The organism is Chitinophaga sp. HK235, assembly GCF_018255755.1.
Classification (GTDB): Bacteria; Bacteroidota; Bacteroidia; order Chitinophagales; family Chitinophagaceae; genus Chitinophaga.
On the sequence record NZ_CP073766.1, the window covers coordinates 4,200,023 to 4,225,761 of the forward strand.

The 25,739-nt window shown below is 45.8% G+C and carries 18 protein-coding genes and 1 tRNA gene; 4 read left to right on the forward strand and 15 right to left on the reverse strand.

Translation table 11 applies throughout. The features are described from left to right. Nucleotides 1–78: 78 nt before the first annotated feature. From KD145_RS15295 to KD145_RS15345, 11 genes are all read right to left on the reverse strand, one after another. Nucleotides 79–534 (reverse strand): nuclear transport factor 2 family protein, encoded by a 456-nt coding sequence (locus KD145_RS15295; protein WP_211999615.1) that lies wholly within the window; start codon nt 532–534, stop codon nt 79–81. Between the two features lie 71 nt (nt 535–605). After that, nucleotides 606–1,448 carry an SUMF1/EgtB/PvdO family nonheme iron enzyme gene (locus KD145_RS15300; protein ID WP_249219375.1) on the reverse strand — a complete coding sequence of 281 codons (843 nt, stop codon included), beginning with the start codon at nt 1,446–1,448 and terminating at the stop codon, nt 606–608. Next, nucleotides 1,445–2,176, reverse strand: a complete 732-nt coding sequence (locus KD145_RS15305; protein ID WP_211999617.1) for a hypothetical protein — start codon at nt 2,174–2,176, stop codon at nt 1,445–1,447. Before KD145_RS15305 ends, KD145_RS15300 begins: the two co-directional genes overlap by 4 nt. A 44-nt stretch (nt 2,177–2,220) precedes the next feature. Then, nucleotides 2,221–4,401, reverse strand: coding sequence for an outer membrane beta-barrel family protein (locus tag KD145_RS15310; RefSeq protein WP_211999619.1), 2,181 nt, complete (start codon nt 4,399–4,401; stop codon nt 2,221–2,223). Nucleotides 4,402–4,550: 149 nt separating this feature from the next. Further along, on the reverse strand, nt 4,551–5,408 hold the full coding sequence (locus tag KD145_RS15315) for a TraB/GumN family protein (RefSeq protein ID WP_211999621.1): 858 nt from the start codon (nt 5,406–5,408) through the stop codon (nt 4,551–4,553). Nucleotides 5,409–5,524: 116 nt separating this feature from the next. Then, nucleotides 5,525–6,439, reverse strand: a complete 915-nt coding sequence (locus KD145_RS15320) for a hypothetical protein (RefSeq protein WP_211999623.1) — start codon at nt 6,437–6,439, stop codon at nt 5,525–5,527. A 24-nt stretch (nt 6,440–6,463) separates the two neighbouring features. Further along, nucleotides 6,464–7,201 (reverse strand): Crp/Fnr family transcriptional regulator, encoded by a 738-nt coding sequence (locus tag KD145_RS15325; RefSeq protein ID WP_211999630.1) that lies wholly within the window; start codon nt 7,199–7,201, stop codon nt 6,464–6,466. A 209-nt stretch (nt 7,202–7,410) separates the two neighbouring features. Beyond that, entirely contained in the window at nt 7,411–10,140 is a 2,730-nt protein-coding gene (locus KD145_RS15330) for a hypothetical protein (RefSeq protein WP_211999632.1), read from the reverse strand. 262 nt (nt 10,141–10,402) lie between these two features. Continuing rightward, complete coding sequence (locus KD145_RS15335) at nt 10,403–11,002, reverse strand: hypothetical protein (RefSeq protein ID WP_211999640.1); 600 nt, start codon at nt 11,000–11,002, stop codon at nt 10,403–10,405. Between the two features lie 266 nt (nt 11,003–11,268). Next, nucleotides 11,269–11,889 (reverse strand): hypothetical protein, encoded by a 621-nt coding sequence (locus KD145_RS15340; RefSeq protein ID WP_211999642.1) that lies wholly within the window; start codon nt 11,887–11,889, stop codon nt 11,269–11,271. Continuing rightward, nucleotides 11,879–12,382, reverse strand: a complete 504-nt coding sequence (locus KD145_RS15345; protein ID WP_211999644.1) for an RNA polymerase sigma factor — start codon at nt 12,380–12,382, stop codon at nt 11,879–11,881. The genes KD145_RS15340 and KD145_RS15345 overlap by 11 nt, the downstream gene beginning before the upstream one ends. A 319-nt stretch (nt 12,383–12,701) precedes the next feature. On the opposite strand from KD145_RS15345, the gene KD145_RS15350 reads away from it, so the two are divergent. Continuing rightward, entirely contained in the window at nt 12,702–14,720 is a 2,019-nt protein-coding gene (locus tag KD145_RS15350; protein WP_211999646.1) for a hypothetical protein, read from the forward strand. Here the strand turns inward: KD145_RS15350 and KD145_RS15355 are convergent. Beyond that, nucleotides 14,717–15,832: a suppressor of fused domain protein gene (locus KD145_RS15355; protein WP_211999648.1), complete on the reverse strand. Its 1,116-nt coding sequence runs from the start codon at nt 15,830–15,832 to the stop codon at nt 14,717–14,719. The genes KD145_RS15350 and KD145_RS15355 overlap by 4 nt on opposite strands. Nucleotides 15,833–15,943: 111 nt before the next feature. On the opposite strand from KD145_RS15355, the gene KD145_RS15360 reads away from it, so the two are divergent. The 3 genes from KD145_RS15360 to yiaA all read left to right on the forward strand — a co-directional run bounded on the left by KD145_RS15360 (nt 15,944) and on the right by yiaA (nt 17,608). Further along, nucleotides 15,944–16,711, forward strand: a complete 768-nt coding sequence (locus KD145_RS15360; RefSeq protein ID WP_211999650.1) for an NIPSNAP family protein — start codon at nt 15,944–15,946, stop codon at nt 16,709–16,711. A gap of 229 nt (nt 16,712–16,940) precedes the next feature. Then, nucleotides 16,941–17,012: transfer RNA gene (locus KD145_RS15365), tRNA-Met, on the forward strand. A 173-nt stretch (nt 17,013–17,185) separates the two neighbouring features. Next, nucleotides 17,186–17,608, forward strand: a complete 423-nt coding sequence (gene yiaA, locus KD145_RS15370; RefSeq protein ID WP_211999652.1) for an inner membrane protein YiaA — start codon at nt 17,186–17,188, stop codon at nt 17,606–17,608. A gap of 88 nt (nt 17,609–17,696) precedes the next feature. Here the strand turns inward: yiaA and KD145_RS15375 are convergent, their stop codons facing one another. The 3 genes from KD145_RS15375 to KD145_RS15385 form a co-directional block, all read right to left on the reverse strand. Next, nucleotides 17,697–20,150: a PQQ-binding-like beta-propeller repeat protein gene (locus tag KD145_RS15375; protein WP_211999654.1), complete on the reverse strand. Its 2,454-nt coding sequence runs from the start codon at nt 20,148–20,150 to the stop codon at nt 17,697–17,699. A gap of 130 nt (nt 20,151–20,280) precedes the next feature. Then, a complete protein-coding gene (locus KD145_RS15380; RefSeq protein ID WP_211999655.1) occupies nt 20,281–22,077 on the reverse strand; it encodes a RagB/SusD family nutrient uptake outer membrane protein in 1,797 nt (598 codons plus the stop codon). A 20-nt stretch (nt 22,078–22,097) separates the two neighbouring features. Continuing rightward, entirely contained in the window at nt 22,098–25,499 is a 3,402-nt protein-coding gene (locus tag KD145_RS15385; RefSeq protein WP_211999657.1) for a SusC/RagA family TonB-linked outer membrane protein, read from the reverse strand. Between the last annotated feature and the right edge of the window lie 240 nt (nt 25,500–25,739).

A 25,739-nucleotide genomic window follows, 5' to 3' on the forward strand; every position in this document is an offset into this window, starting at 1 on the left:
TCTATCTGAAACGGTTATACGAAATAAAAAAGGGAGATACCATTTACCGGTATCTCCCTTTCAATACGTTTCTACTCCTTACTGGTGTCTTTTAACATCATTAAACTGCCATAACACATTCACGATCTTCCACTCGTTGTTGAGTTTCGCCAGGTGCATGTAATCAATCCAGTCATCAGCATACAACTTTACAGAAGCTGTATTGGAACTGACGTCCAGCAACACCACCTCTTTCCGGGGAGTGGCCAGAAACTTGTCACCCTTAACGTTGTAGGAGGCCGCCAGCAGCACCATTTCATCGGCATGCGATTCACGCAGATACTCTTTTGACTGTCGGGGATACTTCCAGAAAGTACGTTTTACCAACCGCGGATGCAGACATCTGGCCATCTGTGCGGAGTCCGGCTTGTGTTGGGATTCAATGTAGTCCAGCGCTGCCTGCCGGATAGCGAGCGAATCAGCTTTAGTTTGGGCATAAGAGGTGAACACACCGCCCAGTAATAGAACGAGGATACTTGCTACAGTCTTGTTCATAAGCATATCAGTTGATACCAGCAAGGTATTAATGAAGCTGCATATGATGGCTACCGTTCATATAAATGCCACTATTGTTTCTTCACCACCCGAAGCCCCAGATTACTAAAGGAGGCGCCACGTTTTACACGTCCGATATCTACGGAGTTAAAGAAGCTGCAGGAGTTTTTGCTGCACCACCAGGAGCCACCGCGGGCATGCACTACACGGCTGTTTTTTTCATCGGTGGACACACGGCCTTCGCAGAATTCGAAGATATTGCCGTATATATCGTACAGTCCCCAGGGATTGGGCTTAAAACTGGCTACTGGAGCGGTATACATATACTGATCGCTGCTATCGGCATTAAGATGGTCGCGGCCATGCCATACATTAGCATAGGTGGATATCTGCGATAGATCATCTCCCCAAAAATAGGTAGTGCTGGCGCCTGCACGGGAAGCGATCTCCCATTCATCGAGGGTGGGCAGTCTTACGCCGGCCCACTGGCAATAGGCGATGGCGTCGCGGTAACTGATGCAGGTCACTGGATGATTCATCTTACTGGTGATATCACCCCGGCTGATGCCATTGGGATAACGCCAGTAAGCGGTACTATCTTCCAGCCAGCGAAATTCGCGAAGACCAGGTTCAAATACCAACGCGTTTTTCAGGCGTTCCGCATCGGTGATATAACCAGTGGCCTGTACAAATTTTTCAAAATCAGTGTTGGTAAGTTCTGTGGCGGCTATATCAAACCCATTGGTATGTACAGTCCGCAAAGGATTCATGGGGTAATCCTTCTTCCCTACCCTATACTCTCCTGCCGGCACATGCACAAAGGCAGGAGACTGGCCCTTAACAGCATTTACCCCGGCCAGCATCAGCAGGACCGGGGTAATATGTTGTAAACAATATTTCAGGAACGTCTTCATTTGCCGCGGGTACTATAAAAGTCAGTGGCCCTTTGTATGATCAGGTCTTCATTAGCCTTGTTAAAATCAATGTAAGACTGATAATTGGCGTCATCACCATACAGTTTACGGTACGACTGCGACGTCATGAAAGGCTTGTATTCATTGTCTTTCATCAGCAGCATCAACAGGGTCAGCAAGTCCCGGTCTTTATGGTCTGCGTTGTAGAGTTCAATGATAAAAGGAATCATTTCCCATCCGTTGACTTCTGTGATCGCCATTTTATAATTGGCACCCATTCTTTTGCTGCGGTTTACTGACTCTTTGACCAGTGCCATCACGGAATCCCGGTTGCTGACCAGAAACTTGGTCTGACGCTCGCTCCAGACAGACTCGTTAAAACCCTCTGCCATCTGGCCGAATATCTTCTTATCTTCATCCTGTATAGGCGGACGCACATCGCAGTTCTGAGCAGAGATCTCAGCATGGATCATATGGTAGGTAAACTTCTCCCGGAGGGGAAGCGCCATATAGTCCTTGTTGCTGAGCCGAAGGCTCTCATCATCACCGAAAGGGGTCTTGTCAATCAGCGCCTTTACTTTTGCCAGTCCGTATGGCGGCACTGTTTTTTTTCCTCTGTAGTCGCCATAAGCCTGGCTTGTTTTACTGGGATTCCTGTATTCGGACTCTTCCTGGGCAGAAAGGCGCAATACTCCAAAAAGGGCGGCCACAAACATCAGATACTTCATTAGTATATTCGATTTTAGACCGCTAAATTAAATGTTTATTGCTATTATTTTACCCTTCTGGATTCGTTTTCCAATCCGGAGCTGCGCTCCCTTGATTTAGCGAGTTTTAGGTTACCAAAACGATAACTGAAGCCCAGCCTCAACTGACGGGAATCTTCCATCCCACGGTTCCGGTAGTACAGTCCATCAAAGTCACGAACCCCGTACCAACGGTAAGTCTGGAAGAGATCATTGATACCCACCCTGACGGTAGCATTACCTTTCAGTATTTTACGCTGTACCCCGATATTCACCTGCCAGTTGTGCTTACTCCGCTGAAAACCGCCGTAGATGTCCGGAGACTGATAGTTACCGCTGATTTCTGCCTGCGTCTTTTTATCGAGATCAAACACCTGCTGTATATTCAGCAGCACGGTATTGACGCTTAGGGTAGCTTTGCGCAGCTCATCAAAACTGATGATATTCTGTTTGTGGTAAACATTCACATTGGCCGTGATATTCCACCAGGGCAAAGGAGACACACTGGAAGAAACATTCAGGGACAGCAGATGCTGGGAACCCACATTTTTGGGAGTCATCACCATTTTATTACCTGATATGCTGTCTGTTACCGGCACAAACATATCCTGTCTGTGTGTATACGTTAACGTAGCCGCCAGTATACCGGTGGCATTGTATCCCAGCGTAACGCTGTTGGAATACTGTGGGCGCAGAAAAGCATTACCCTGCCAGGATGATAATTCATCGAGCTGATAACTGAAAGGATTCAGATCGGTATAGGTGGGCCGGTCTATCTTCCGGTTGTACAGCAGGGTGAAGTTATGTTCAGCCGACTGGAGGAAAGACAGCTGCATGGATGGGAAAAAGTCCAGGTAACGGTTGTTTACCTGCTGTACAGTATCTTTAGCGGTAGTCAGACTTTTAGCATTTAATACACCATCAGCCGTGGTTTGTTCGGCTCTCACACCAGCCTGTAATTTCCATTTGCCCCATTGCTGGTCGGCCATCAGGTAGGCAGCATACACTCTTTCTTCATAACGGAAGGTGTTACTCTTCAGATCATTCAGATAATCCACATCATTCTTCACATCAAAAATCTGTACCCAGTTATCACTGATTACCGCATTGCCTTTGACACCGGCATACAGTTTTCCATGATGCAGCGGTTGTTCATAATCAGCTTTAACGCCATAGATGTTGATATCACTGTTGTTGAAAGTGCGCAGGGTATATTTATCCGTTTCTGTTACACTGTCTGCTTTGAGAAAGTGGTTGTACAGTATATTTTTGATACGGGCGCGATAATAGCCGTAATCGAGGTCTGTAGTGAACAGGCGGCCGGAGGTATCTTTATACTGGTAGTTGAAGTTGTAGTTTTTCCAGTTTTGTTTCTGGGAATAATAATCGTTGGTGGCTTTCAGCATGGACTGCAGTTTTTCTGTAGCGGCATCATGCAGATAGGTGGTGGTGTTGGTCATGCCCGGCCCGAAATACAGGTTAGCATTCATCATCAGGCCTATGGTGTGACGGCTGCTGATGTTATAATCAATACCTGCCTTAAAGTTCACCGGATTGCGCATATCTACATCGCGGGTGCGGTTATCGGTGATCTCTCCTTCCTGAATACGGTAAAAGTCGTATTCCATGTTATGGTAACCGAAATAATGGTTGTAGTTACCATAGAGATTAAATTTACCGCTGCGGTAGTTGAGATTAAGGGCTGCTTCTGTTTTGGGTGTTTCCCCGAAATGCATACCGGCAGCGATATCGCCGTTAAAGCCGGCGGCTGTGTTTTTTTTCAGGCGTATGTTGATGATACCGCCGCTGCCGGCTGCATCGTATTTACTCGACGGATTGGGCAGCAGCTCTATACTGTGTATATTGGCCGACTGTAATGATTTCAGTAGTGCAGCGAGTGCATCGCCCTGCATATAACTGGGCTTGCCATCGATATACACTGTTACACCGGACTTACCATTTAAAGAGATGCCATTAGTAGGGTCTACCATTACGCCCGGAGAGCGTTTCAGCAGTTCCAGTGCATTACTCCCCGCCGCATTCACACTATTGCTGACATTATACACTACTTTCCCATCCTTAAATTCCACTGTCTTCTTTTTGGAAACAACAGCAATTTCTTTCAGTTCCTTAATGGTGGAGTCCTTTTTTTGGGCAGCTACATACATGGGAAGGCTCACCAGCAAACACAAGATAAATTTACGCATACAGTACAATCAAATGATGACAAAATACGGTGTCAGCCGCTATTTTAATAACCGTCCATAAAAAAACTGTCGGTGTCATTTTCCCGTTTATGCATCACCGTTAATAACAAAAACCGGAACAGTGTTCCGGCTTTGCAGTGCATGAAGCGTTATTTCATGATTGGTTTTACCTTATATCCTTTTGCTCTCAGCAGATTGATCATGCCGGATTCACCACCCAGGTGGCCGGCACCTACCGCGAAGAAGCAGCTTTTCTCTTTCATCATATCAGGCATTCTGTTGGCCCAGTTGATATTTCGCGTAGTGAGCACCCAGTGTATCATTTCTGGATCGTCCATCTGTGCGAAGATAGCCTGAAGATCTTCCCGGTTGTAATCACCGGCCATCCGGGTGGTATTGGCTTTCAGGCTGTCGAGCGTATTGAGGTATTTAAAGAAATAAGTGTCCGTAAAACCTTTGTTCACATAGTCTACCTGCTCTTTCATGGTTTCCAGCACGGCAAATCCCATTTTCTTTTCTTGTGCTTCTTTATACAAGGTTGCTTCAAAGCTTTGTGGGTTGGCACATTCAAATCCCTGCTGGGATAAAAAGGAAAGGATCGCGCTCAGCCGGTAATGATCCAGCTGTATGAGGGAAAACTTGAGTTTCCTGCGGACAACGGAATCTACCAGGGCGTATTGTTCTTTGGTCAGCCTGGCACTTTGTGCCACATCGGAAGTAAAGCCCTCTTGTGCCACTTTAAGTTCTGCCGGATCAAAGACGTTGGATTCGATAACCAGTTGGGTTGTTTTGCCGAATGCTTTTTTTACTTTTTCTCTGATGAGAAAATCATCCTTGCAGAGCATATGAAAGGTACCAAACAGATAGGAAGGTTTATTGAGTCCGTTGCCGGATATTTCCCACAGTACAGTTTTTTCGGTGGGTTCGGGAGTAATGGCAGCGTGAGTAGCAACAATTGTAAATATAGCAGCGGTAGTCAGGATAATTTTTTTGAGCAGATTGTTCATCGTTTAAAAATTTATTTACATCATTAGTAGATGCAGATAATCTTTCGTTACAACTTTCTCAAAAAAAATTTCCGGCACTAAGAATAGTGCCGGATCAGATTCTAAGTGGATACAGTTCAGATATCTATCATTTCCTGTGCAGCTTCCATAGGTACGTCTGTTCCTGCGTCGATCACTCCTACGAGTGAGTATTTTCCTTTAGGTAAGTTCTTTGGTAGTTCAAATTCAACGATACGTCTTTGTTCCGGAAACAAGGGGAACTGCGGTACGTTGACTGTTGTTTTATCGCCGGTAGCGACATTGGACAGTTCTATATAACTGGTACATTCCAGTTGTGTAGTCCCTGTGTTCTGGCATACGATCTGACATTTCTTTTTGTCATTATCGGATTTATTATCGAAGGCCAGTATTTTCACATCTTTAAAGGTCAGGGATGGCGGTGTCTGGTAAAGATGGATGCCAACCCTTACTTTGTTATTTATGTTTGTTTTCAGTCCGTTTGCCCCTTCTACCACCTGTTCTTCTGTTGTTTCGAAGAAGAGCATTGTCCATTTCATTTCCTTGATAGAAGCGGTCGAATCGGGGACCTGTATCTTAATATCATAATCGTATGTCTGTCCGGGCTCTACTTCTATAAATGTTTTATTCAGTTTAACCCAGCGGGCGCAGGAGCGTTCAATGGAGCCTGGCGGTGTGTACGTATGAGCTCCGGTGGAGTCTCTGACCCAGTCGCTGAGATAGATTGTAAACTGTTTCTTCTTGGGAAGATGGTTTACTATATAAACATGGGCGGTACCCGTTTGCCCATTGTTCAGTTTAAAATCAATGGTGGATGGTTTAATCACCAAACCTATTCTTTTGCTGGTATCGGCGGGTGCTTTACCGGCAAGGGCGGAAGGCATCCTGGCGGGCACCCCTGTTTTACTGGTATCAACAGGGAGCCGCGGTATTGCGCTCTTTTTCCCGGTAGAATCTTGCGCCTTGGCAAGCAAAAAGTTGAACAACAGGAATAATAGAATCAACTGTTTCATAATAATATGGGATTGAAGGCTTAACTAAATATTCGATCTCCCATCGGAACAATAGATCAGATGTTCCAGCTTTCTTATATCCGTTATAATAATTTTTCCATCTTTTATCTGAACGACATTTTCATCACGGAGATCACCGAGGGTTCGTATCAGCGACTCTTTAGCTACGCCGGCGAGGGCTGCCAGATTACAGCGGCTGATGTTCATACTGAACTCGCCCTTATTGGAAGGATTATACTTTTTGTATGTGATCAGCAGCGCTTCAGCCACCTTTTTACGGAGCGGGCTGTAGGCCATTCTGAGCATCTGCTCCTGTTTTTCGGCAATGTTTGCTGCCAGTATATCCAGAAACTTGCGAAGAAAGCTACTGTTATACTCAAAATGATATTCCAGATCAGTCCGGGAAATAATAATGAGTTCTGCATCTTCTATCACTTCAGCTGTTTCGCGGTATCTGCCGCTATCCAGCAGAGCGTTGAATCCGATAAAATCGCCTTCATGATACAGGCCGGTGATCAGCTCTTTTCCTTCTTCATTCCATTTACTGGTTTTTACTTTTCCTTTCAGGATATAAAAAATGGACGCTGCAGTTTTCCCTTCCGAATAGATGATGCGTTTCTTTTTAACGCTTGTTACGTTTCCGTCATCGACCTGCGCTTTCAGCAGCTCGTCTACAGTAGCAACGGGGTTAAAAGAATGCATAATCGGGGTTAATGAATGTTTACAATCAGCTTCCTCTTCAATGATCATTACCTTTTTCATCTTTACTGAATTAATTAGGACATGACAATACATACAAGGCTCGTTTCAACAAACGACTCAGCATTGGAGATATGGCTAAATTTTCTTGAAAGAGAAATAATCTTTCGGGGTTATCATAAGAATAGAGCTATCACGATTTGGGGTGCATACTCAAACAAATCAATCTCTTGTTTTTCATAACAATGGGGTTTAATATTTTGGGGATACATTTACTTTTCCGTTTTGCGAAAGAACCTGACCATTCTGCTTCTATCTACAATTTCGAAGTCTGCCTTTGCTTCCAGCTGTATGCCTACATCTACTGTATAGGATAGTATTCTGGGTTTTATTTTTTCATTGAAAGCCTCCGGATTAAGCGAAACCGCATATTTGCCGGCGGGCACATTGAGAAAATAACTACCCATATCATCTGTCAGCGTGCTATACAGCATGCCTGTACTGTCTGTTGCGATTACTTTGATATTGTTGCGAGGGAAGTTGCTTTTAGCTAAAGAGTCAGAGTTGATCACGATACTCCCTGTAATCACTCTGCTCCTTTTAAAGGGCACGAAAACAGTGACATCTTTGTTGACCGGAATACTCTGGATGATGCCTGATGCAGGAATGACGCCTTTTACATTGTTTGCTCCTCCGAAATCCAATTTATAATTACCTGGAGTTACATTTCTATAGGAAATAGAGCCTCTTTCATCTGAGATAAAGGGAATGCTGTTGATACTGATCTGCAGATTAGGGATAAGCTGTTCTCCTGCATCCTTGATTCCATTAGCATTAACATCAAAAAAAGGTAAAAGGTTTAAGGTATAATACTTTTTCTTGAAAATTAATGGGACATTAAACTTCTTAATAATTGATACACTGATATACTTCTCACTCAGGCCATTAGGTGTCAAACTTCCTGTTTCCAGTGGCACCATGGCAGAGGCATTTACATCCAGTCCGTTCTTGCCGCCACTGTAGTTGATATTACCGCCTATCTGATGGTACATGGTTTTATCGTAAAGCGATTTGGAGAAATTGTAATAAACATTTGTCCTTACTCTTTTAAACAAATTGAACATTAGATAAGGCCCTGCCAGCACTGTCTGAACATATCGCAGAAAGTTTTTTTCGGTGGTATTGTCAAAAATCGGCTGCTGCATATAATTCCCCTTCACCCCAAAAAACTTATAACTTGCAGAGACATTTGTATTAGTCAATAATACAGGCTTTTTATTGGTCCCGTAAGAGCTATTATAACCGCTGAGCGAGTTCAGGATGAAGTTAAATTTCTTGCCGGCCCGTTGTCCGAAAGATACCTCCCCGAATATATATTTGGGCATCGTAGTTGCAACCGAAGCGCTCTGTTCCAAAAAGCCAGTGCTTAGTGACAAAGACCTGTTCATCGAAGAATTGCTGTATTTCAGCCCATACTTGGTGAAATTGAATTTAAATGCATCCGTATTATAGATCGTGTCCCGAAGCGTATTTACACCAGACCGGTTGTACTGATAAAAAATACCCAGTGCATTGTTTTTAAACTTCCAGCTTACATCATGGGAATGGAACAACAGTCCTTTGTTAAGTCCCGGGTAATAATCACCATTATATTGTATCATGCTGGAAAAATTAATCCTTTTACCTCTATAGGAGAAATTATATCCCAGTGCGGCTCCTGGCTTGTCCGGAAAACCGGCCACCTTGCGCAGATAATGGTCTATTCCTACACCTGCATTCACCCCCAGCGTCACCTTCTCTGTATTGAATAACTGTACTTCATTGTTAAAAAGATAAGCGGTACGATGCAGACCATGATCAAAGTCTGCAGATACTCCCTGGAGGATATTTATTTTTTTGAGGGAATATTTTGCCGTACCTGTGATATTATCATTCATGTAGTAGGTCATGAAATCGCTATGCTTGGTAACACTTAAAGTAAATACCGTATTGGGGTTGGATCTGTAAGTAAGTTTTCCCCCGCTTCCGTAGGTGAAAAAATATTTGATATCGCTCATATGGCCCAGATAAAGATCCCAGTGTTTAGATTGATAACCGAAGCCAAACACATTTTTTTCCAGGGTATTGCCGAGGCCGTATTGTTTTGTCCGGTAAAAAAAGGAAAGCTTGTTGTCACCAATGGGGATCTCACCGTGCATACCACCATAGTAACTAACCTGCTTTCCCCATATCATAACGCCTGTTTCGAACCAGAGCGGAAATATCGGGTACGGGGATTCTTTTTCCTTTCGTTCATGCTGTGCCCTTTCCAGCTTAACGTAGTTCATATAACTAACACCTGAGGTGTCTGTAACATTTACGTTCAGTTTTTCCGTCATCAGCTTGCTTATGGCCTTGTCCTTCAGCGTGTAGGAAAAAGTACATATCGTATCTGCACCGGGAGTGAGCCGGATAGCTTTAGAACTATTGATCTCAAGATTATTATTTCTCACATTGGTCAGATACGTTCCGGGTATGGTACCGGTGTTCCTTACCCGGAGCGTTATTTTAAAATCCTTTTCCTGACCTTTCAACGTGACGACATTAGTAATAGGGGTAACATAAAACTCACAGATGGGTTCCGCTTTTATATAAAACTTATAAGCTTTTGCATCAACCTGCACCTTCACCGGCTCCCAGGACGCCGGTGCATTCTGCAACCGCATCAGCACAACCGGTATAATCTCTGACTGACCGGCTTCCAGCACTTTGCTCATCACCTTTGCAGGGGCCATTAGCCGCCAGCCATCCGGGACCGTCACCGATAAATTAAATGATTGTGCCCGGTTATCCTTATTGAAAATCTTAATGTTATTATATAAGAAGCGGTTATTTTTATTGGCAGTCAGCGAGTCCCTGACGGTTACTGCAAAACCGGTGGCTCCCTGCCCGAATACAACCGGGCTATAGAGATTACAGCTAAGCTGCCATAACACATACAATATGGGTAACGACCATTTCATCGGGCTGACAGGGGGTTTGACATCGAACATTATATCTAGCGCAAAAAACATCCAACTTAGTGAGGTAACATCCAACTTAATGAGGTAACATCCAATTTATTTGAGGTAACATCCAACATTTATAGATAACATACATCTGATAGAAAACATACATCCAATAAACATCCAACAAAATATCCAACGAAATATCCAGCATGAAGATTTTTGGGGCAAGTAAGCCTCTTCCGGAGAAAAGGCTTACTTAAGCGTCCAATCTTAGGTATTATAACTGTGTTGCAGTCAAAATAACGCCGAGGTTGTAAGAACCAGCAGCAAAGTCCCATCCTGGATCTGCTTTAAATTTCAGACCAAAAGGTTTATTTAAACCATGAACACCATTGTTGATCAATGGAGCAGCCGCTACTGTCAGCGGATTCCATGTCATTGGAGTTGCGTTGGTACCACCAGTGCCATTGCTGGCCAGGTTGTAAGACAGTGTGCCGCAAGGCATTGTTGTATTGCCACCGCCAGGACCAACATACAGGAAGTTGGGGGAAGCAGATTTAATAGTTACGTTGAAGTTCCTGTTGGAACTTACAGAGAAAGTGCTGGTATGGTGACCGAAGAAGTCTTCCAGTACCTGACCTTCGTTATAATCGTCCTTGGAATCGAACTTAGCAGTTAAGATATCCAGTGGAGGACAGATTTCAATGATGTTTTCCAGACAAAGGCTAACAAGAACCACAGCGTGATCACAAGCGAGGTCAAAATTGCAGCATCCGGGACCATCAGGACGACGATCAGCAACGGGAGCGGCACCTGTTTGGGCGTAACCTGCAAAGGCAGCAAGAGCAAAAGCTGCAGATAAAATAAGCTTTTTCATTTTTTTTGGGTTTAAAGAGTTTTGAGAAAACAGCATCCTGAGACTGAAATGCGCATTTTTTAGTCAGGGGTTTATGACACAATATTAGAGTTAAAATCTTTTCGCAAAGATGACCGTCATCATCATTTTAAAATTCTTTTAACAACTTTATGGCATACTCGTTTTTAAACTCTCTAAACAAGCCATAGAAAAGGATTACAGGTATTTGTACGTATTTTCCCGTTAAGCATTGGTTAACGGGAAAATACATCCGAAAATCCATTTTTTTATACCTCTTCCCGCAACTGATCGAGGATTGCTTTTATTTCCTTCAGATACTTGCCGTAATATAATTTTATCCACCACTCCATAGACAGGCTTACCAACAATGTAAACGTCACAAATGCAATAATCACAGTAATGATGGTGATATCCTCAATATGCCTGTCTGCAAAGAATCTGGCCAACTTAGCATCCACCAATCCGTATACCGTCACAAAGCCCAGCGCCAGCATCAGTATGCTATAGGTACAAGACCTATACATCTCTATATTCAGTTTGATATCATAATATACCGCGTACAAATGGTCTTTGGTAGTCAACATATTGGAATTTAAACGTCTGTAAAACAGTAGGAATTTACTGAAGTAATATCCGCTGATGGCCAGCATCACACCATACAGACAATAATAAGCTGACTGCGTAGTCCTGTCCATTCCAAAATACTTCGGAAAAAAAGCCAGTATAATGATAGATAACAGCTGAACTATGCCTTCCTGCTGCATCATCTTCCTGATCTTATCCACCGGCTGCCCCACTGCTTTGATCTTTGCAAGATTGCCGGGCACTACAATATGACGGTTGTCGTCATCATTATTCCATACAGATTGTATATCATCAAAATTCATAACCTTGTTGTTTTATCAGTTCTTTTAATTTTGTTTTAGCCCGATTGAGTTTCACTCTGGCATTCACTTCCGATATGCCCAGGTTTTCCCCAATCTCTTTATGCGAGTAGTTCTCCAGATGATAGAACACCAGCGCCTTTTCCAGCTTTTCCAGCTGCTGGACTGCCCTGTAAAAGTGATGCAACTGCTGCTCCCTGACTGTCCATTGTTGTTCTTCTACTGCCAGATATTCCGGCATTGCATCCGAGGTCTGCAGTTGCCGCTTTTCCTTCTTCAGAAAAACAATAGCCGTATTCAGGGCCACGCGATACATCCAGGTAGAAAAGCTGCTCTGATGCTGAAAAGATCCGTAGGACTTCCACAGCTGATAAACAATTTCCTGAAACAGGTCTTGTTGATCATCAGCCGTATCCATATACATTTTACAGATCTTGTGAATGATGCCTTTGTTTTTTTCGATGTGTGCAAGAAATTCCTGTTCCTTATTTTCCAAGTCGGATAGCTTTTAGTACAAAATAGGTATACAAGACTAGTGGTATTCTTTCCGGCCAGAACCGGTACAATGCCTTATGTGTGCCCCCGGATGACGATCATGATGTTATTCATATTTCAAATCATTTACATCATTAGTAGCACACCATGAACTTTCGTTACAGCTTTTCCGAAAAAAAATAAAAAAATCCCGTTTCTCCCAATCCAACAGCATTTTTCATCCCCTCCGACAAAATCATCTTCAAATAATTGCCTATATAAAATGCCTCTTATTTATGGGCAACAACTGCTATCTTCGGTCAAACTTTACCATAGACCGCATGAAATATCTTTTATTGACATTGTTATTGATTAGCCGTTTTAGCACCCATGCCCAGCAACTTCCCCTCACCACCGTCACAGACATCGCCCGTTCACTGACAGACCAACAGGTACTCACGGCTACCGGCCGGGATGAACTGATACGGTTTGCCGGAGGACAACCCCTGAAATTATACGAAGGCCTGGATACCGTTGCCCTGCAAGGGATTACACAATCCGTCTTTGTAGCAGATGCAGGCCTCATCGACAGGATACCCGGTCAAACCCGCATCCCGCCTGCCCTCCTGGACTCCCTCGCTCATATTGACCACTACCCCTGGTCTGGCCACACCGAACAGTTTGCTGAAGAACAATTCCTGCAACAGCAGTTTCCTTCCCGCCGGGACCTGTTCAACTTTCTGCTCCTTGCTACCGACTTTTATCGCTTCAATTATACAAACGATCTGAGCTATAATAATACCCTGGCTATCTTGGTAAGCCGCATTGGCGGCTGGTTTGGACCGGCCATGATACCACTGTTTAAAGACACCACCGTGGAATTTTCAGTCAACGATCAGACAGATACACCCGAAGCCCAACAAGAAAGAGTGAAGACTTTCGCACCCTATCTCAATTGGGTCGCCATTTTCCAGCAGGCCGGCTTCCTCCCTGCCAGCGACCACGCCATTCAACAATACTATAGTAACGGTAAAAATATTTATGCCACCACCCATCATAGTTCCTTCCTGCAGGAACTGGGAAAGTATATCACCTATCTTGATAAATATCCCTATCTCCGTGAGCAACAGTTGCACCGCCTCGACAGCCTGCAACAGACAGGTCTCATAGATAACACGCAAAAAATCCAAATCATTACACGGTATAAACCCTTCACCCTGCTTTCTTCCGATGACATACTCAGCTGCTGCAACCATGCAGTGCCGCTCTATACAGCCACAGATATAAAACCATACGACTTTATCCCTCAAAATGAATATGGCCTCATACCGCCCGCATCTATTCAGGCCGTATTCAAAACAGTCACAGATAAAATTTCCCGGAAAATACTTTCACTAACAGCAACGGATATACGGATTCACAAACAAAAGCCCGGCAACAACGGTCTCTACCCTTATCAGGAACAACTGGCACTTAGCAGGTCCGCCAAACTGTTGTCGGCCACCCTGCTGCTCAACAATCAGCTGTATAAAGAAACGATCGATGAAAAAGAATTTGAATCCTGGATAAGGCCGGAAAATTTCCAGTTTCTCAATCATTATCTGGAAGACCAACACGACAACCGGCGCTTTTATTTCATCACGCCCAACAGATTTACCCGCTACGAGCCCCAGCCGGATACCGTTTTCCTGGCGTTGCTCACCGAACAACAAGCCACACTGCTGCAATCTCCTTATTTGTTTGACCGGATAGAAGGCTGTTACAACGGCAGTCCGGGCGACTACGACTATGCAGTTTATCCAGGCGACTACTTCCAGCTTTCTTCCAGGCTCAGCAAAACACAAATAGATTCTTTTGTAGCTATCTGCCAGCAGCATCAGGTACTGCCAGCCGGAAACACCGCCCTGCTGCAGGCAACTATCCGGGAGCAAAATCCAGCAGGTTACCGTGAAGCACTCTCCTGCTCACCGGCCTGCTTCGATAGTGAGGACAATCTATACAGCCTGCTCACCGGCACCCAAAGAGCCTTGCAGCAAATGCTTCCCCGCAATAAATTATTTTTTGCACAATTACCTGAGAAGCGAAATGGTACTCAGCAACCATCTTCCGGATTTATGTTTAACAAACAGATTTACCGGGTCCCTGCTTCGGACGAAGCAGCCGACTTCCCCGGTGAAATAGTGATGAAGACTATTAATAAGGCGCTGAGCGACCATGGCCTCCCCTACCTCCTTTATCAGGTGTCTGACAACAGCGAGGCGTTTAACGGTCACAGCTATGTATTGATAAAACCAGCCGCAGCACAGGCTTTGAGAAGCCTGTCGGCCGACATATTCCCTGTAACAGGTAGCAGCCGTTAACCGGCTACTACCTGCTCTCTGGGTTGTATAATATGGTTAATACCGTGATGGATCATTTTCTCCAGCAGCTCATAGCCACCATTGGGGTTTTCATGTGCAAACAGTCGTTCCGGTTTTGTAACCGGAGATACCCAGTACAGATTCACGGTGTCGTTGTACACCTTCGGCAGTTCAATAGCCGGTCCATTATATAATGCAGCCGACAGCACCAGGCTTTCATAAGGCGCCGGCAGCTCACTGGAGCTGATAGTATGCCCTTCTCCCAGCCAGGTTACCTGTTTCCACGGCCTGTCTGCGATTCCCGATACGATACCGGCCAGGTTCATGATCTCTTTTTCGGAGTAGTCTTTTTTGCTGATGGCCAGGGCCAGCTCCATACGACGGAAGCCCGGAGCCTTGTCACTATAGAGGATTTCCACCCAGGGCATAGGCCGGATGCTCACGCCTAGTGTCAGGAGATACACCACTTCATCTTTTTCAAAACGCGCCATACCCATAGGAGGCCACTGGTCACCATCTATGGCGTAATATTGTATTACCGGCCCCAGCAGGGCTTCGTAGGCGCTGAGGAACTCCTGCTGCAGGATGCTCCAGGTCTGGTTGGTTTCGCTGGTCCAGTCGTCCCAGAAAGCAGTGGCCTGTGCTACCCGTTGGTGCAGCTGGTTGGTGGCCGGAGTACCCAGCGGGAACATCATGCTGTCATCTTCAGCACCGATACAATCGGCCGCATAAGCTACGGAGCGCTCGTCTGAATACAGGGTCCAGCCGGGGATTACGCCCAACAGCTCTCCGTCATAAAAAAGAGAAGCCCCGTCACCTTCTTCCATCCACACGATATTGATCAGCGCTGCCTCTAATGGCGCTTTGCCTTCAGGATGATTACAAAAACGGGCTTCCAGCATGGGAGCCATGCCTTCTTTCATCGCCGCAATATCTTTTTTCTCCGGCGCCGGTTGCAGGTTACGCAGCCAGCAGGGCCTTGGAGAATACTTATTGGCCAGCAGTTCGGAAGGATACAGATAAAAATAAGCCGTTCTGTCGTCTTGTTCTACCACCGCGTACATGGTACCACGGTTGTTCGCTTGTTCTATTAACATGACCGGATCCGCCATAATATCAATTTTTAGAATAATACTGTATTCGCCAAAATTAATGCTTTCAGCGCAGGACTATTAAAGCTCTCTGAAATCGATTATTTTGTTGAGACTAAATATTACTCACACATGAGACTTTCCACGTTTCTGCTGGCAGCCCTGCTGCTGGGCACTCTTTCATTGGTTGCCAAAGACCGGCAATTTTATCAGATAAAGATCTATCATCTCAAAACAGCGGCTCAGGAAGCCAGCGTAGACAGCTTTCTTCAAACAGCCTATTTACCAGCACTACACCGTGCGGGCATCCAAACCGTAGGGGTTTTCAAACCAGTAACTGCAGACACCGCCGAAATACGGATCTATGTGCTCGTACCTTTCCGGAATATGGAACAGTTCATCAGCCTCGACAAAAAACTGTCTTCAGACAAAGCCTATCAGCAGGCCGGACAATCCTATCTCCAGGCAGCGTACAATGATATTCCCTATAGCCGCCTTGAGTCCGTTTTGTTACAGGCTTTCAGCGGTATGCCCATGATGACACTTCCTTCACTCACCGCACCCCAAAGTGAACGGATATACGAATTACGCAGTTATGAAAGTCCTACCGAACAATATCATGTCAACAAAGTGAAGATGTTTAACGAAGGCGATGAAATCGGCATCTTTCGACAACTGGGATTTAATGCGGTGTTTTACGGGTCCGTCATCTCCGGCAGTAAAATGCCCAACCTGATGTATATGACCACCTTCAATAACAAGGCAGACCGTGATGCTCACTGGAAAGCATTTTCAGCCGATCCTGCGTGGAAAAAACTATCTGCGATGCAGGAATACAGCCATAATGTATCCAAATCTGAAATACTGTTTCTGCGCCCTACAACCTATTCTGATATCTGATTAGAGGTATATCAACACTGTTGACACTGCATTCTTAATTTTTTTTTAGCTATCAACAACAGTTATCCACTTTAGCACGCACTCGACAAAACAAGCTACCACAAAGGATTTCATCAAATCGCTATTTATATATTTTTCTAACAGAGACAGATAGATTACCCATTCACTGCAAAAAAATTTTGCGTTAAATTTTGTAGTTTGATTTTATTGCCTACATTTGCATCCTCATTGCGAGGTAGAGCAGAGGTAGCTCGTCGGGCTCATAACCCGAAGGTCAGTGGTTCGAATCCGCTCCTCGCTACAAAAGAAAATCCCGGGTAATGCCCGGGATTTTTTTATTTATATAACCCGGTATCTTTTCCCCTCAACATAGCATGCACTTATCAGAAATAAATAGTATACTTATATTATAATTTTTTAACACCGCCATTTGTATCGCCAACATTCATCCCTTTTTTTAACATCAAGTATTCCATGAAACAAAAACCGTCACTCGCTTTTATCGCAGCCTCGTGGGTCGCACTGTTTGCAGGCATCCTCGGATTTATCATCGGGCTGTGGAATGCCAACATGCAGCTGAATGAAAAAGGCTATTATTTTACCGTATTGATGTATGGCCTTTTTGCTGCTGTATCCGTACAAAAATGTGTACGTGACAGACTTGAAGGTATTCCGGTAACAGACATCTATTACGGCATCAGCTGGGTATCTATGCTGCTCACCATTCTCCTGCTGATCATCGGACTGTGGAATGCCACACTCCTCCCCAGCGAAAAAGGCTTCTATGCCTTCGCCTTCCTGCTGAGTGTTTTCGGCGCCATCACCGTGCAGAAAAATACCCGTGATAGCCAGGCTGCCGCAAAAGAAGCAGCTAAAGCCAACGACCAGCTTATGTAGTTCTGTAGCACATTTTGAACATAACGTAAAAAGAGAAAGCGGAGATCAATGATCTCCGCTTTCTCTTTTTACTATGTACTACAAGCTATTACAGCCGATAAGCATTTACATTCCCCGAAAAATCGGCCACATATAACATACCGTTATAAATCGCCATTTCAGCGAACACTGGTGCCCCGGTAGCAATACGGTTCACGGCTTTGCCGGAGGCCAGATCCACTACATACACAAATCCATCGGAAGCCCCCACCAGGAGGCGGTTGCCCGCCAGCAAAGGCGTAGACTCTATCGTAGCAGAAGCTGGTGAAGTATAAGGAGCCGTGTAAAACAGGGCTTCTCCCGGCACAAACTGCCATACCTGTGCTTTGGTTGCTTTATCGTAGGCGATCATTCCGCCCCTGGCTGTGCAGGTGATGATGTACTGCGGCGTTACCAGCGGTGCAGTCATGGTTTTCAGTTCAGCCGTTACCGGTATACTGTCCACTGTTTTACCGGTAGCCGGCTCAATCACATGCAATTTATTGATGCCGTGCACATACAGCAGGTTATCAAAAAACGCTGCGGTACCGCTACGGAAGCGAATCCCTTCATCACTGCGTTTCCATTGCAACTTACCGGTAACAGCATCATGGGCATACAGATGGCTCCAGTTGGAGGAAGTGATCAGCTGACCGTTACGATAAGTCATAGCGGCTGGCGTACCTTCGCCACCCGCCCAGTCTTTGTTAGTCCATTTCACTTGACCAGTGTGGATATCCAGTGCCTGAAGATAATTGCCTGCACCGGTGTAGTAGATACCGTTTTGTATCAATCCTCCTGAATTGTAGGCAGGCAGTGATTTATGCGGTCCCTGGTGCTGCCAGCGCAACTTGCCGGTAGCAGCATCCAGCGCATAGGTAGTACCTTCTGCATCGGTGGCCAGCAACAGCCCTTCACTGTAACTCATACTGTGTTTGATGGAATTGCCGGTAGCAAACTGCCAGAGACGTTTGCCCGTAGCGGCATCCAGTGCGATAATGCTGCAACGGGTATTATTTTCATCATCGATGGTGCCCACGAATACACGACCGCCTGCACAGATGGGAGATGATTTCCAGATATTACCACCGGTATTGGCCGTCCATTTTAGTTGCAGACGCCCGGCAGTAACAGCACCCGCGACACCGGTACGTTGTACGTTCTGTAACACTTCCGGCCATTCAGGGCCAGTGGTGGCAGGCAATGCAGTTTTTGTCAGCCGGAAAGTATCGCGAACAAACAATACCCTGCCTGTGCCAAGGGTAGCCTCTACCGTGGCCGTATATACGTCGTTTTTACCCACCGGTGTTGCTGTGGCTGCACGCCAGTTCCAGTCTGTTTGTTGTTGCAGCGGCAGTTCTTTTACCAGGTGGCCTTTTTGATCGTACAGGCGGAAACGCACCTGTTTAACGGGAGAAGCGGTGTGGTAGGCGTTGAGGCTTATCACCATCTTATCCTGGTCGAAAGCTACGCCGCCAGCTGCCGGAGATACCAGTGCCAATTGGTTTTCCACATAGGTATAACGGCGCTGCACCAACGAAATACCCTTAGGATCGATATCTATCACATCGAAATTAGAAGCGGAGTTATCGATACCGCCATCCGGTGGCGGGGCAGCACACAATGAGCGGATATCAGTGTTGCCATGGGTACGGGCAAAGTTGATATGCCAGTGTCCATAAATCCAGGCTTTCAGGTTATGCTCATTAAGGTTAATGCTGTCGTTGCCCGCCCGGATAGCAAACAGGGTATCATAGGTAAGCAGGTCATGATTAAATACAATCACCGGTTTGGAAGGATCTGTATGTGCCAGATCATTCTTCAGCCATTTTACTACATCTTCTGCGGTATAGGAAGGCTGGTAGTCGCCATAACGCATAGGTGTTACGATAAAATGGGCCGGACCGGCTTCAAAGGAGTAAAATACAGGGCCAAAGAGCGATTCATATAAAGCCTCGCCATAAGGGCCCTTTACGAGGTCGTGGTTACCGATGCAATAATATACCGGTAGCCCCATCGTTTGAGTGTTAACATATTGGGCATGAAAGGCCATTCCTTTTTCATAGCAGATATCGCCGGTATGGATCATAAAATCGGCGTCTTCATTGCGGGCATATTCCTTCGCTTCGGTCATCCAGCTGTTGAACTGGGTTGTTTCCGTATCTGCCAGCCGCACAAACCTTGCTTTATCCTTCGTGGGCCTGTTGTGCTGCTGAAGTCCGAAATTATAGGCTGTAAGGGCACTGTCGGTGCGGATATAAAATGTACTGGTAGACCTGTATCCTGACGGAGTGGTGATAAATACGAACCGCGCCCTGGCATGTCCTGGCAGATGAAAGTTACCTCCCTGGTCTGTTACAGTCACTGTCAGTCCATCCGATACCCTTACACCCGGAATACCGGCTTCGGCTGCATCCTGCTTGCCGTTGGCATTCCCATCTGAATACACTTTCCCTGAAAATCCCTGTGCTATCAGCGTTTGCAGGCAGCAACAAGACAGGAGCGTGAGCAAAGTTTTTTTCATTGTCATTGTAAATAAAAAATACGAACTACAGATTACGAACCGTGGTTATCCAGCGAACATGAAACAATAAGAATCCGCTGAAATCACCACGTAAAATTCGCAATCTGTAATTCGTTGTCAGTAATTTATTTTACCAGCCCATGATCTGCTTCAGCTTATCGTTCAATACGGTCTGCTGTTTGGGAATAGGACGGTAATAAAACTGTGGTTCCTTGAAAAAACGGCCTGCACGGTCGCTGGCAAACAGAATATGTCCGCTGGTACCGTTTTCGAGATAGAAGTTGTTTTCTGCACCGTTTTTATCCACGAGATAAAAGCGGTTCAGCTTTGCTCTCACGTCAGCAGGCAGCCCTGCAATGGAAGTAGTATCTGTAGTATTGGGCAGGATAGCGATATCCGGTACACCATCACCGCTCATATCGATACCACCCAGTGCCGGTACATACATCCCTGCCGGTATTTCCTTGATACGTGCACCAGCTCTCCAGCGGTTGATATCTTTCAGGCGTAAACCTTCACAGGCCATTTCCACCCTTCTCTCACGGCGTATTTCCAGCAGCACTCCTTTATTGGCGCTATTGATGGTATACTGGTTGTTCATCACCGGATCAGGATTGCCGTTGGCAGCCACCAGGTTGAGGTCCGGCATCTGCACACGACGACGCAGCAGGTTGATGGACTTGTCCAGATCAGCTTGTGACAGCTCACCCAGTTCAGCTTTGGCCTCAGCAAAGTTCAGCAGCACTTCAGCATAGCGGTATACCGGCAATGCGGTATAGTTCGCATCCCATCCACCACGCTGTTTGGGATCGCGGGGATAAAATTTCAGCTGATCATATGCACCCAGGTTAGGTTTGGGGATGTACAACGAAGCATCCTGTGTGGTGGAGAAACCAGGATAGGACACGGTTTCAGCCAAACGAGGGTCACGGTCCTTAAAGGTAGCCACGAAGCCCATCTTGTCGTATCCAGGCTGTGAAGTGAAGGGAGTACCGTCCTTCATCAGGTAGCTGTATACCAGGCTTTGGCTGAGCGACCAGGTCCAGCCTAATACAGTATGGGTATTGTTGCCTTTACCCAGGCTCTGCGGATAGTCGCGCCACTGGATAATCTCCTTGTTACCACTCAGCGTAAGGCTTGAAAACAGATCACGGTAATCTGCTCCACCCCTGCCGGTATTGTATATTTCATATCCGCCGTTGGTCATAATCTGATCAGCGGCCCATACCGCTTTTTTCAGCCATGTATCGGCGGTATTGTCCAGTTTAAGTTCCGGCTGATAGCGGCGGAAAGTGCCTTCAAACAGGCAAAAGCGAGACATCAGCGCCAGCGCAGTGAATTTATTGACACGGGTACCGTTATCTTTTTTATCCACTTTAATGTTATCCACGGCAAACTGCAGGTCGGCCAGTACGGAATCCGCCACCGCTGCACGAGGATCCCGTCCTTTGTACAGGGAAGGGTCTACGTCGTTCATTGCATGGCTGTACCAGGGCACATCAGAATAACGGGCGATCATTTCAGCATAAAATCTTGCCCGGAAATAGCGTGCTACACCCACAAAATGATTGATATCAGCCGGATCGCCCTGTGTTTTGCCCACATTGTCCAGCATAAAGTTGATATTGCGCAGTTGGTTCCAGTTATCCCATCCTCCTACGGTCGTAGGGTCCAGGGTGTTGCGTACGAGTTTATCCAGTTCTCCGCCAGTATTACCGGAGACATTGTCGGAGTTGTTGTCATCATAGGGAGCAGACAGGTTCTCATCATACAGGCCGTATATATAAGTCTCCAGGTCTTTGGGTGTCTTAAAATAGGCTTCGGGAGAAATCTCTGTCTGTGGCAGACGTTCCAGGAAATCCTTATTGCAGGACACCGCTGCACATCCTAGTATCAGGAATGGTATAATAAGCCGTTTGTTTTTCATGTTGCACTTTTTAGCTTTCATTAAAAGTTCAGGTTCAATCCGCACGAATAGGTTTTCTGATAAGGATAAACGGAGCCGTCCAGTCCTTCCGGATCAATGTTGGCTTTCAGGTGAGAGATGGTAAAGATGTTCTCTGCACTGACATAAAAACGTAACCGGGCGATCTTCGCTTTTTCAGTAAGTGACTTGGGCAGTGTATAACCCAGTGTTACGTTTTTCAGACGGGTATAAGCCGCATTCTGCAGGTATCTGGTTTGTGGTGCACCCAGTTCGGTAGCATCTTCCGCGATATAGGATTTCAGACGCGGGAAATAACCGTTAGGGTTTTCCGGAGACCATCTGTCCTGGTTATGTACCTGAACGTTGGTCCAGGGTTGTGCATATACGCCCCAGAAATAGTGATTGCCCGGATTAGGGTACCAGTCTCTTTTGCCAATGCCTTGTATCAGTGCACGGAAGTCGAAACCTTTATAGGAAGCATAGAGGTCAATGCTGTAAGGGAAACGGGGAGCATTGTTACCGATGATTTTTCTGTCGCCGGGATTGGAAACAGTATTATCACCGTAGTCAATCACGCCATCACCATTAAGGTCTTTGAATTTCAGGTCACCTACATAGAACAGGTATTTCTGATCATCAGAACCCACTTTCTTTTGATCGGCATGTGATTTCAGCTCCTGTTCGTTCTGGAAGAAACCTTCTGTTTCGAGCCCCCAGATATCGCCGATTTCCTGGCCGTTATAATAGTTCCTGTCCTGCAGGTTGGAGGCGTCGTAATTCTCGAGTGTACCGGTTGGGTTGGTGTAACGGGTGATGAAGGAACGGCTGTCGGCCACCAGTAATCTAACTCCGTAGCTGAAGTCATTTTTACCGATTTTAAACTGATCGCGCCAGGAGAGCGTCATTTCCCAACCTCTTGTTTTCAGGTCAGCAGAGTTGGTTCTGGGTGCTTTAGCGCCGTATACAGAAGGCAATTCCTGGCTTTTAGCAAACATACCGTTTGTATAACGGGTATAACGGTCATAGCTAAACGATAATCTTTCTTTCAGCAGGGAGATATCGATACCGCCATTGATTGTTTTTACAGTCTGCCAGGTATAGGTAGCTGTTACCGGTTGAGGAGCAAACACGCCTATTGGCAGCTGGCCATTCAGTACGGAATTGATGTTTTTTGATTTCATCAGCTGCATATATCCGTAAGCATCCCATTGCTGATCGCCGAGGGAACCGTAGGAACCGCGCAGTTTCAGGAAGTCGATACCTGCGTTTTGTTTGATACCACTGAAGAATTTTTCTTTAGAGAGTACCCAGCCCACAGAACCAGATGGGAAGAAGCCCCAGCGGTTGTCATTGCGAAAACGGGAGGAACCATCATTACGGCCGTTTACTTCCACGATGTATTTATCATCATAGATATAATTCAGCCGATAGAAGATACCTCTTACAGCCCAGTCTTCGATGGATTGTTTTTCGGTGATATTACCGGTAGCCAGCTGTGGTGATGGATATTGCTGGCTGATCAGGTCTTGCCTTACAACATTAAAGAAGCTATAGTAGTGGTATTCCTGGTTAAAACCAGCGAGTGCTCCAACGTAGTGCTTTTTGTTGAAAGTTTTATGGAAATCAGTATAGAAGTTGTAAACGTTATACTTTACAGCTGTAGAGTTATTTTCAGCGGAAGATTTATTACCACTGGTATATTCAAAAGGTTGGTCCGGTCCTTTGCGGTAAGGCACAGGCAGTATATAGGAGTTACCCACATCATTGCCTCTGCGGAAAGTAGCGTCACCTTTCAGCGTCCATACATCCTTGATCAGTCCTATTTCTGCATTGAGGGTGGTCATAAACTCGCTCCAGGTATCGGTAGAACGGCCACCGCTTTGCAGGTTACCCAGCAGGGCAGCACCGTCGGAAGTCCAGGTACCATCCGGGTTACGGGGCACACTTAAAGACGGTGTACGGTTGGCATTATGGAAAAACAGGTAATCAGTAGTGCTGGAAGGCTGAGCATAGGTCGTATTGGTATACATGGTATTGGTACCTATTTTCACGCGTTCATTAAAGGTATAGGTGGCTTTTGCCCGCATGTTGTAGCGGTTGTATTTGTCTGGGTTATACCGCAGCATACCATCCTGTGAATAATAGTCACCGGAGAGGTAGTAGTTCAGTTTCTCGTCACCGCGGGAGATGCTGAAGTTGGCATTGTAGGCTGGCGCAGATTTCTGATATACTTCATGCAGCCAGTCGGTAGTGCCGTAATAGCTCCATTTGGTTTTATCTGTCGGGTTGACAATAACATTAGGTAAGGAGGGATCGTCTTTCAGTTTTTGCGCATAAGCCCTTTCAGCAGCAGGATACAGATCATACAGCGGTGTAGCTGCATCATGTTTGTAATCCATGGTGGTGAGCGGATCGGTAATGACTTTAGGTACCAGTCCCAGTGTACGTACTGCATAGTTGCTGTTGGCAGTTACTGCAATACGGCCGTCTTTACCGGATTTGGTGGTGATCAGCACCACACCGAAAGCGGCACGGGCGCCGTAGATAGCAGCAGATGCTGCATCTTTCAGGGTGGTCACGCTTTCAATATCGGCGGGGTTGAGGCGGGATACTTCGTCACTGGTGAAAGGGATGTTATCCACCAGGATAAAAGGATCTCCACCGTTGATAGAAGTCATACCGCGGATATTAAACTTGGCAGCGGAAGAAACACGGCCATTGGTGTTGGTGATATTGAGGTTGGGCAGCAGACCCTGTAAACCGTTGTTGATATTGGAGATAGGACGGCTCTCCAGTTCTTTGCCGGAGATGGCGTCTACGGCACCGCTCAGATTCACCCTTTTTTGTTTGCCATAACCGACTACCACTACCTCATTCAATCCGCTGGAATTGGCTTTCAGGGCAATGTTGTATATAGCACCATCTTTCGCTTTCATCTGTTGTGATTCATATCCAACATAGGAAAACTCGATGATGGCGTTTTCGGGAACTTCCATTTTAAAGCGGCCCTCAACATCTGTTTTAGCACCCTGGGTAGTACCTTTCACCAGTACAGTCACGCCGATCAGCGGCTGACCGGACTCATCAGTCACACGGCCTTTAACAGACACATTGGCAACAGTTTCTCCGGCTTCCAGGATCACGATCAGATTATCCTTCATGACCTTATATCCCAGAGAGGTGCCTTCCAGTGCTTTATCGAGGATATCGCGTACCGGAGCATCTTTCATGGCAATAGAGATCTTCCGGTCAGGAATGCTGGCATTTTTATACAGGAAAGTGTAGTCACTCTTCTGCCCGATCACATTCAGCAGCTTTCCAATGTTAATATTGTGATAATTAACACTGATGCGCTCCTGCGAAAATCCATGTGCGCTAAGCTGTAAAAACCCGGCACAAAGCAATACGGAGGTTAGTTTCATACGCAATAACAGTTTCCTCATATTCCGCCGGGGAATATCAGAAGGCCACCAATAGCTTTTTTTCATAAATTTGTTTCGTTAGGTTAAATAATAAGCCATTACCGGATTCTCGCGAATCGGTTTACGTTGTTTAGCCAGCATTGTAAAAGGGGAATGTTGCCGCATTTCCCTTTTTGCTGTCCGCAAAAAATTATCGGATGCCTGCACCGTAGCGCGTTAGATGCCGGCAATAAGATTTAG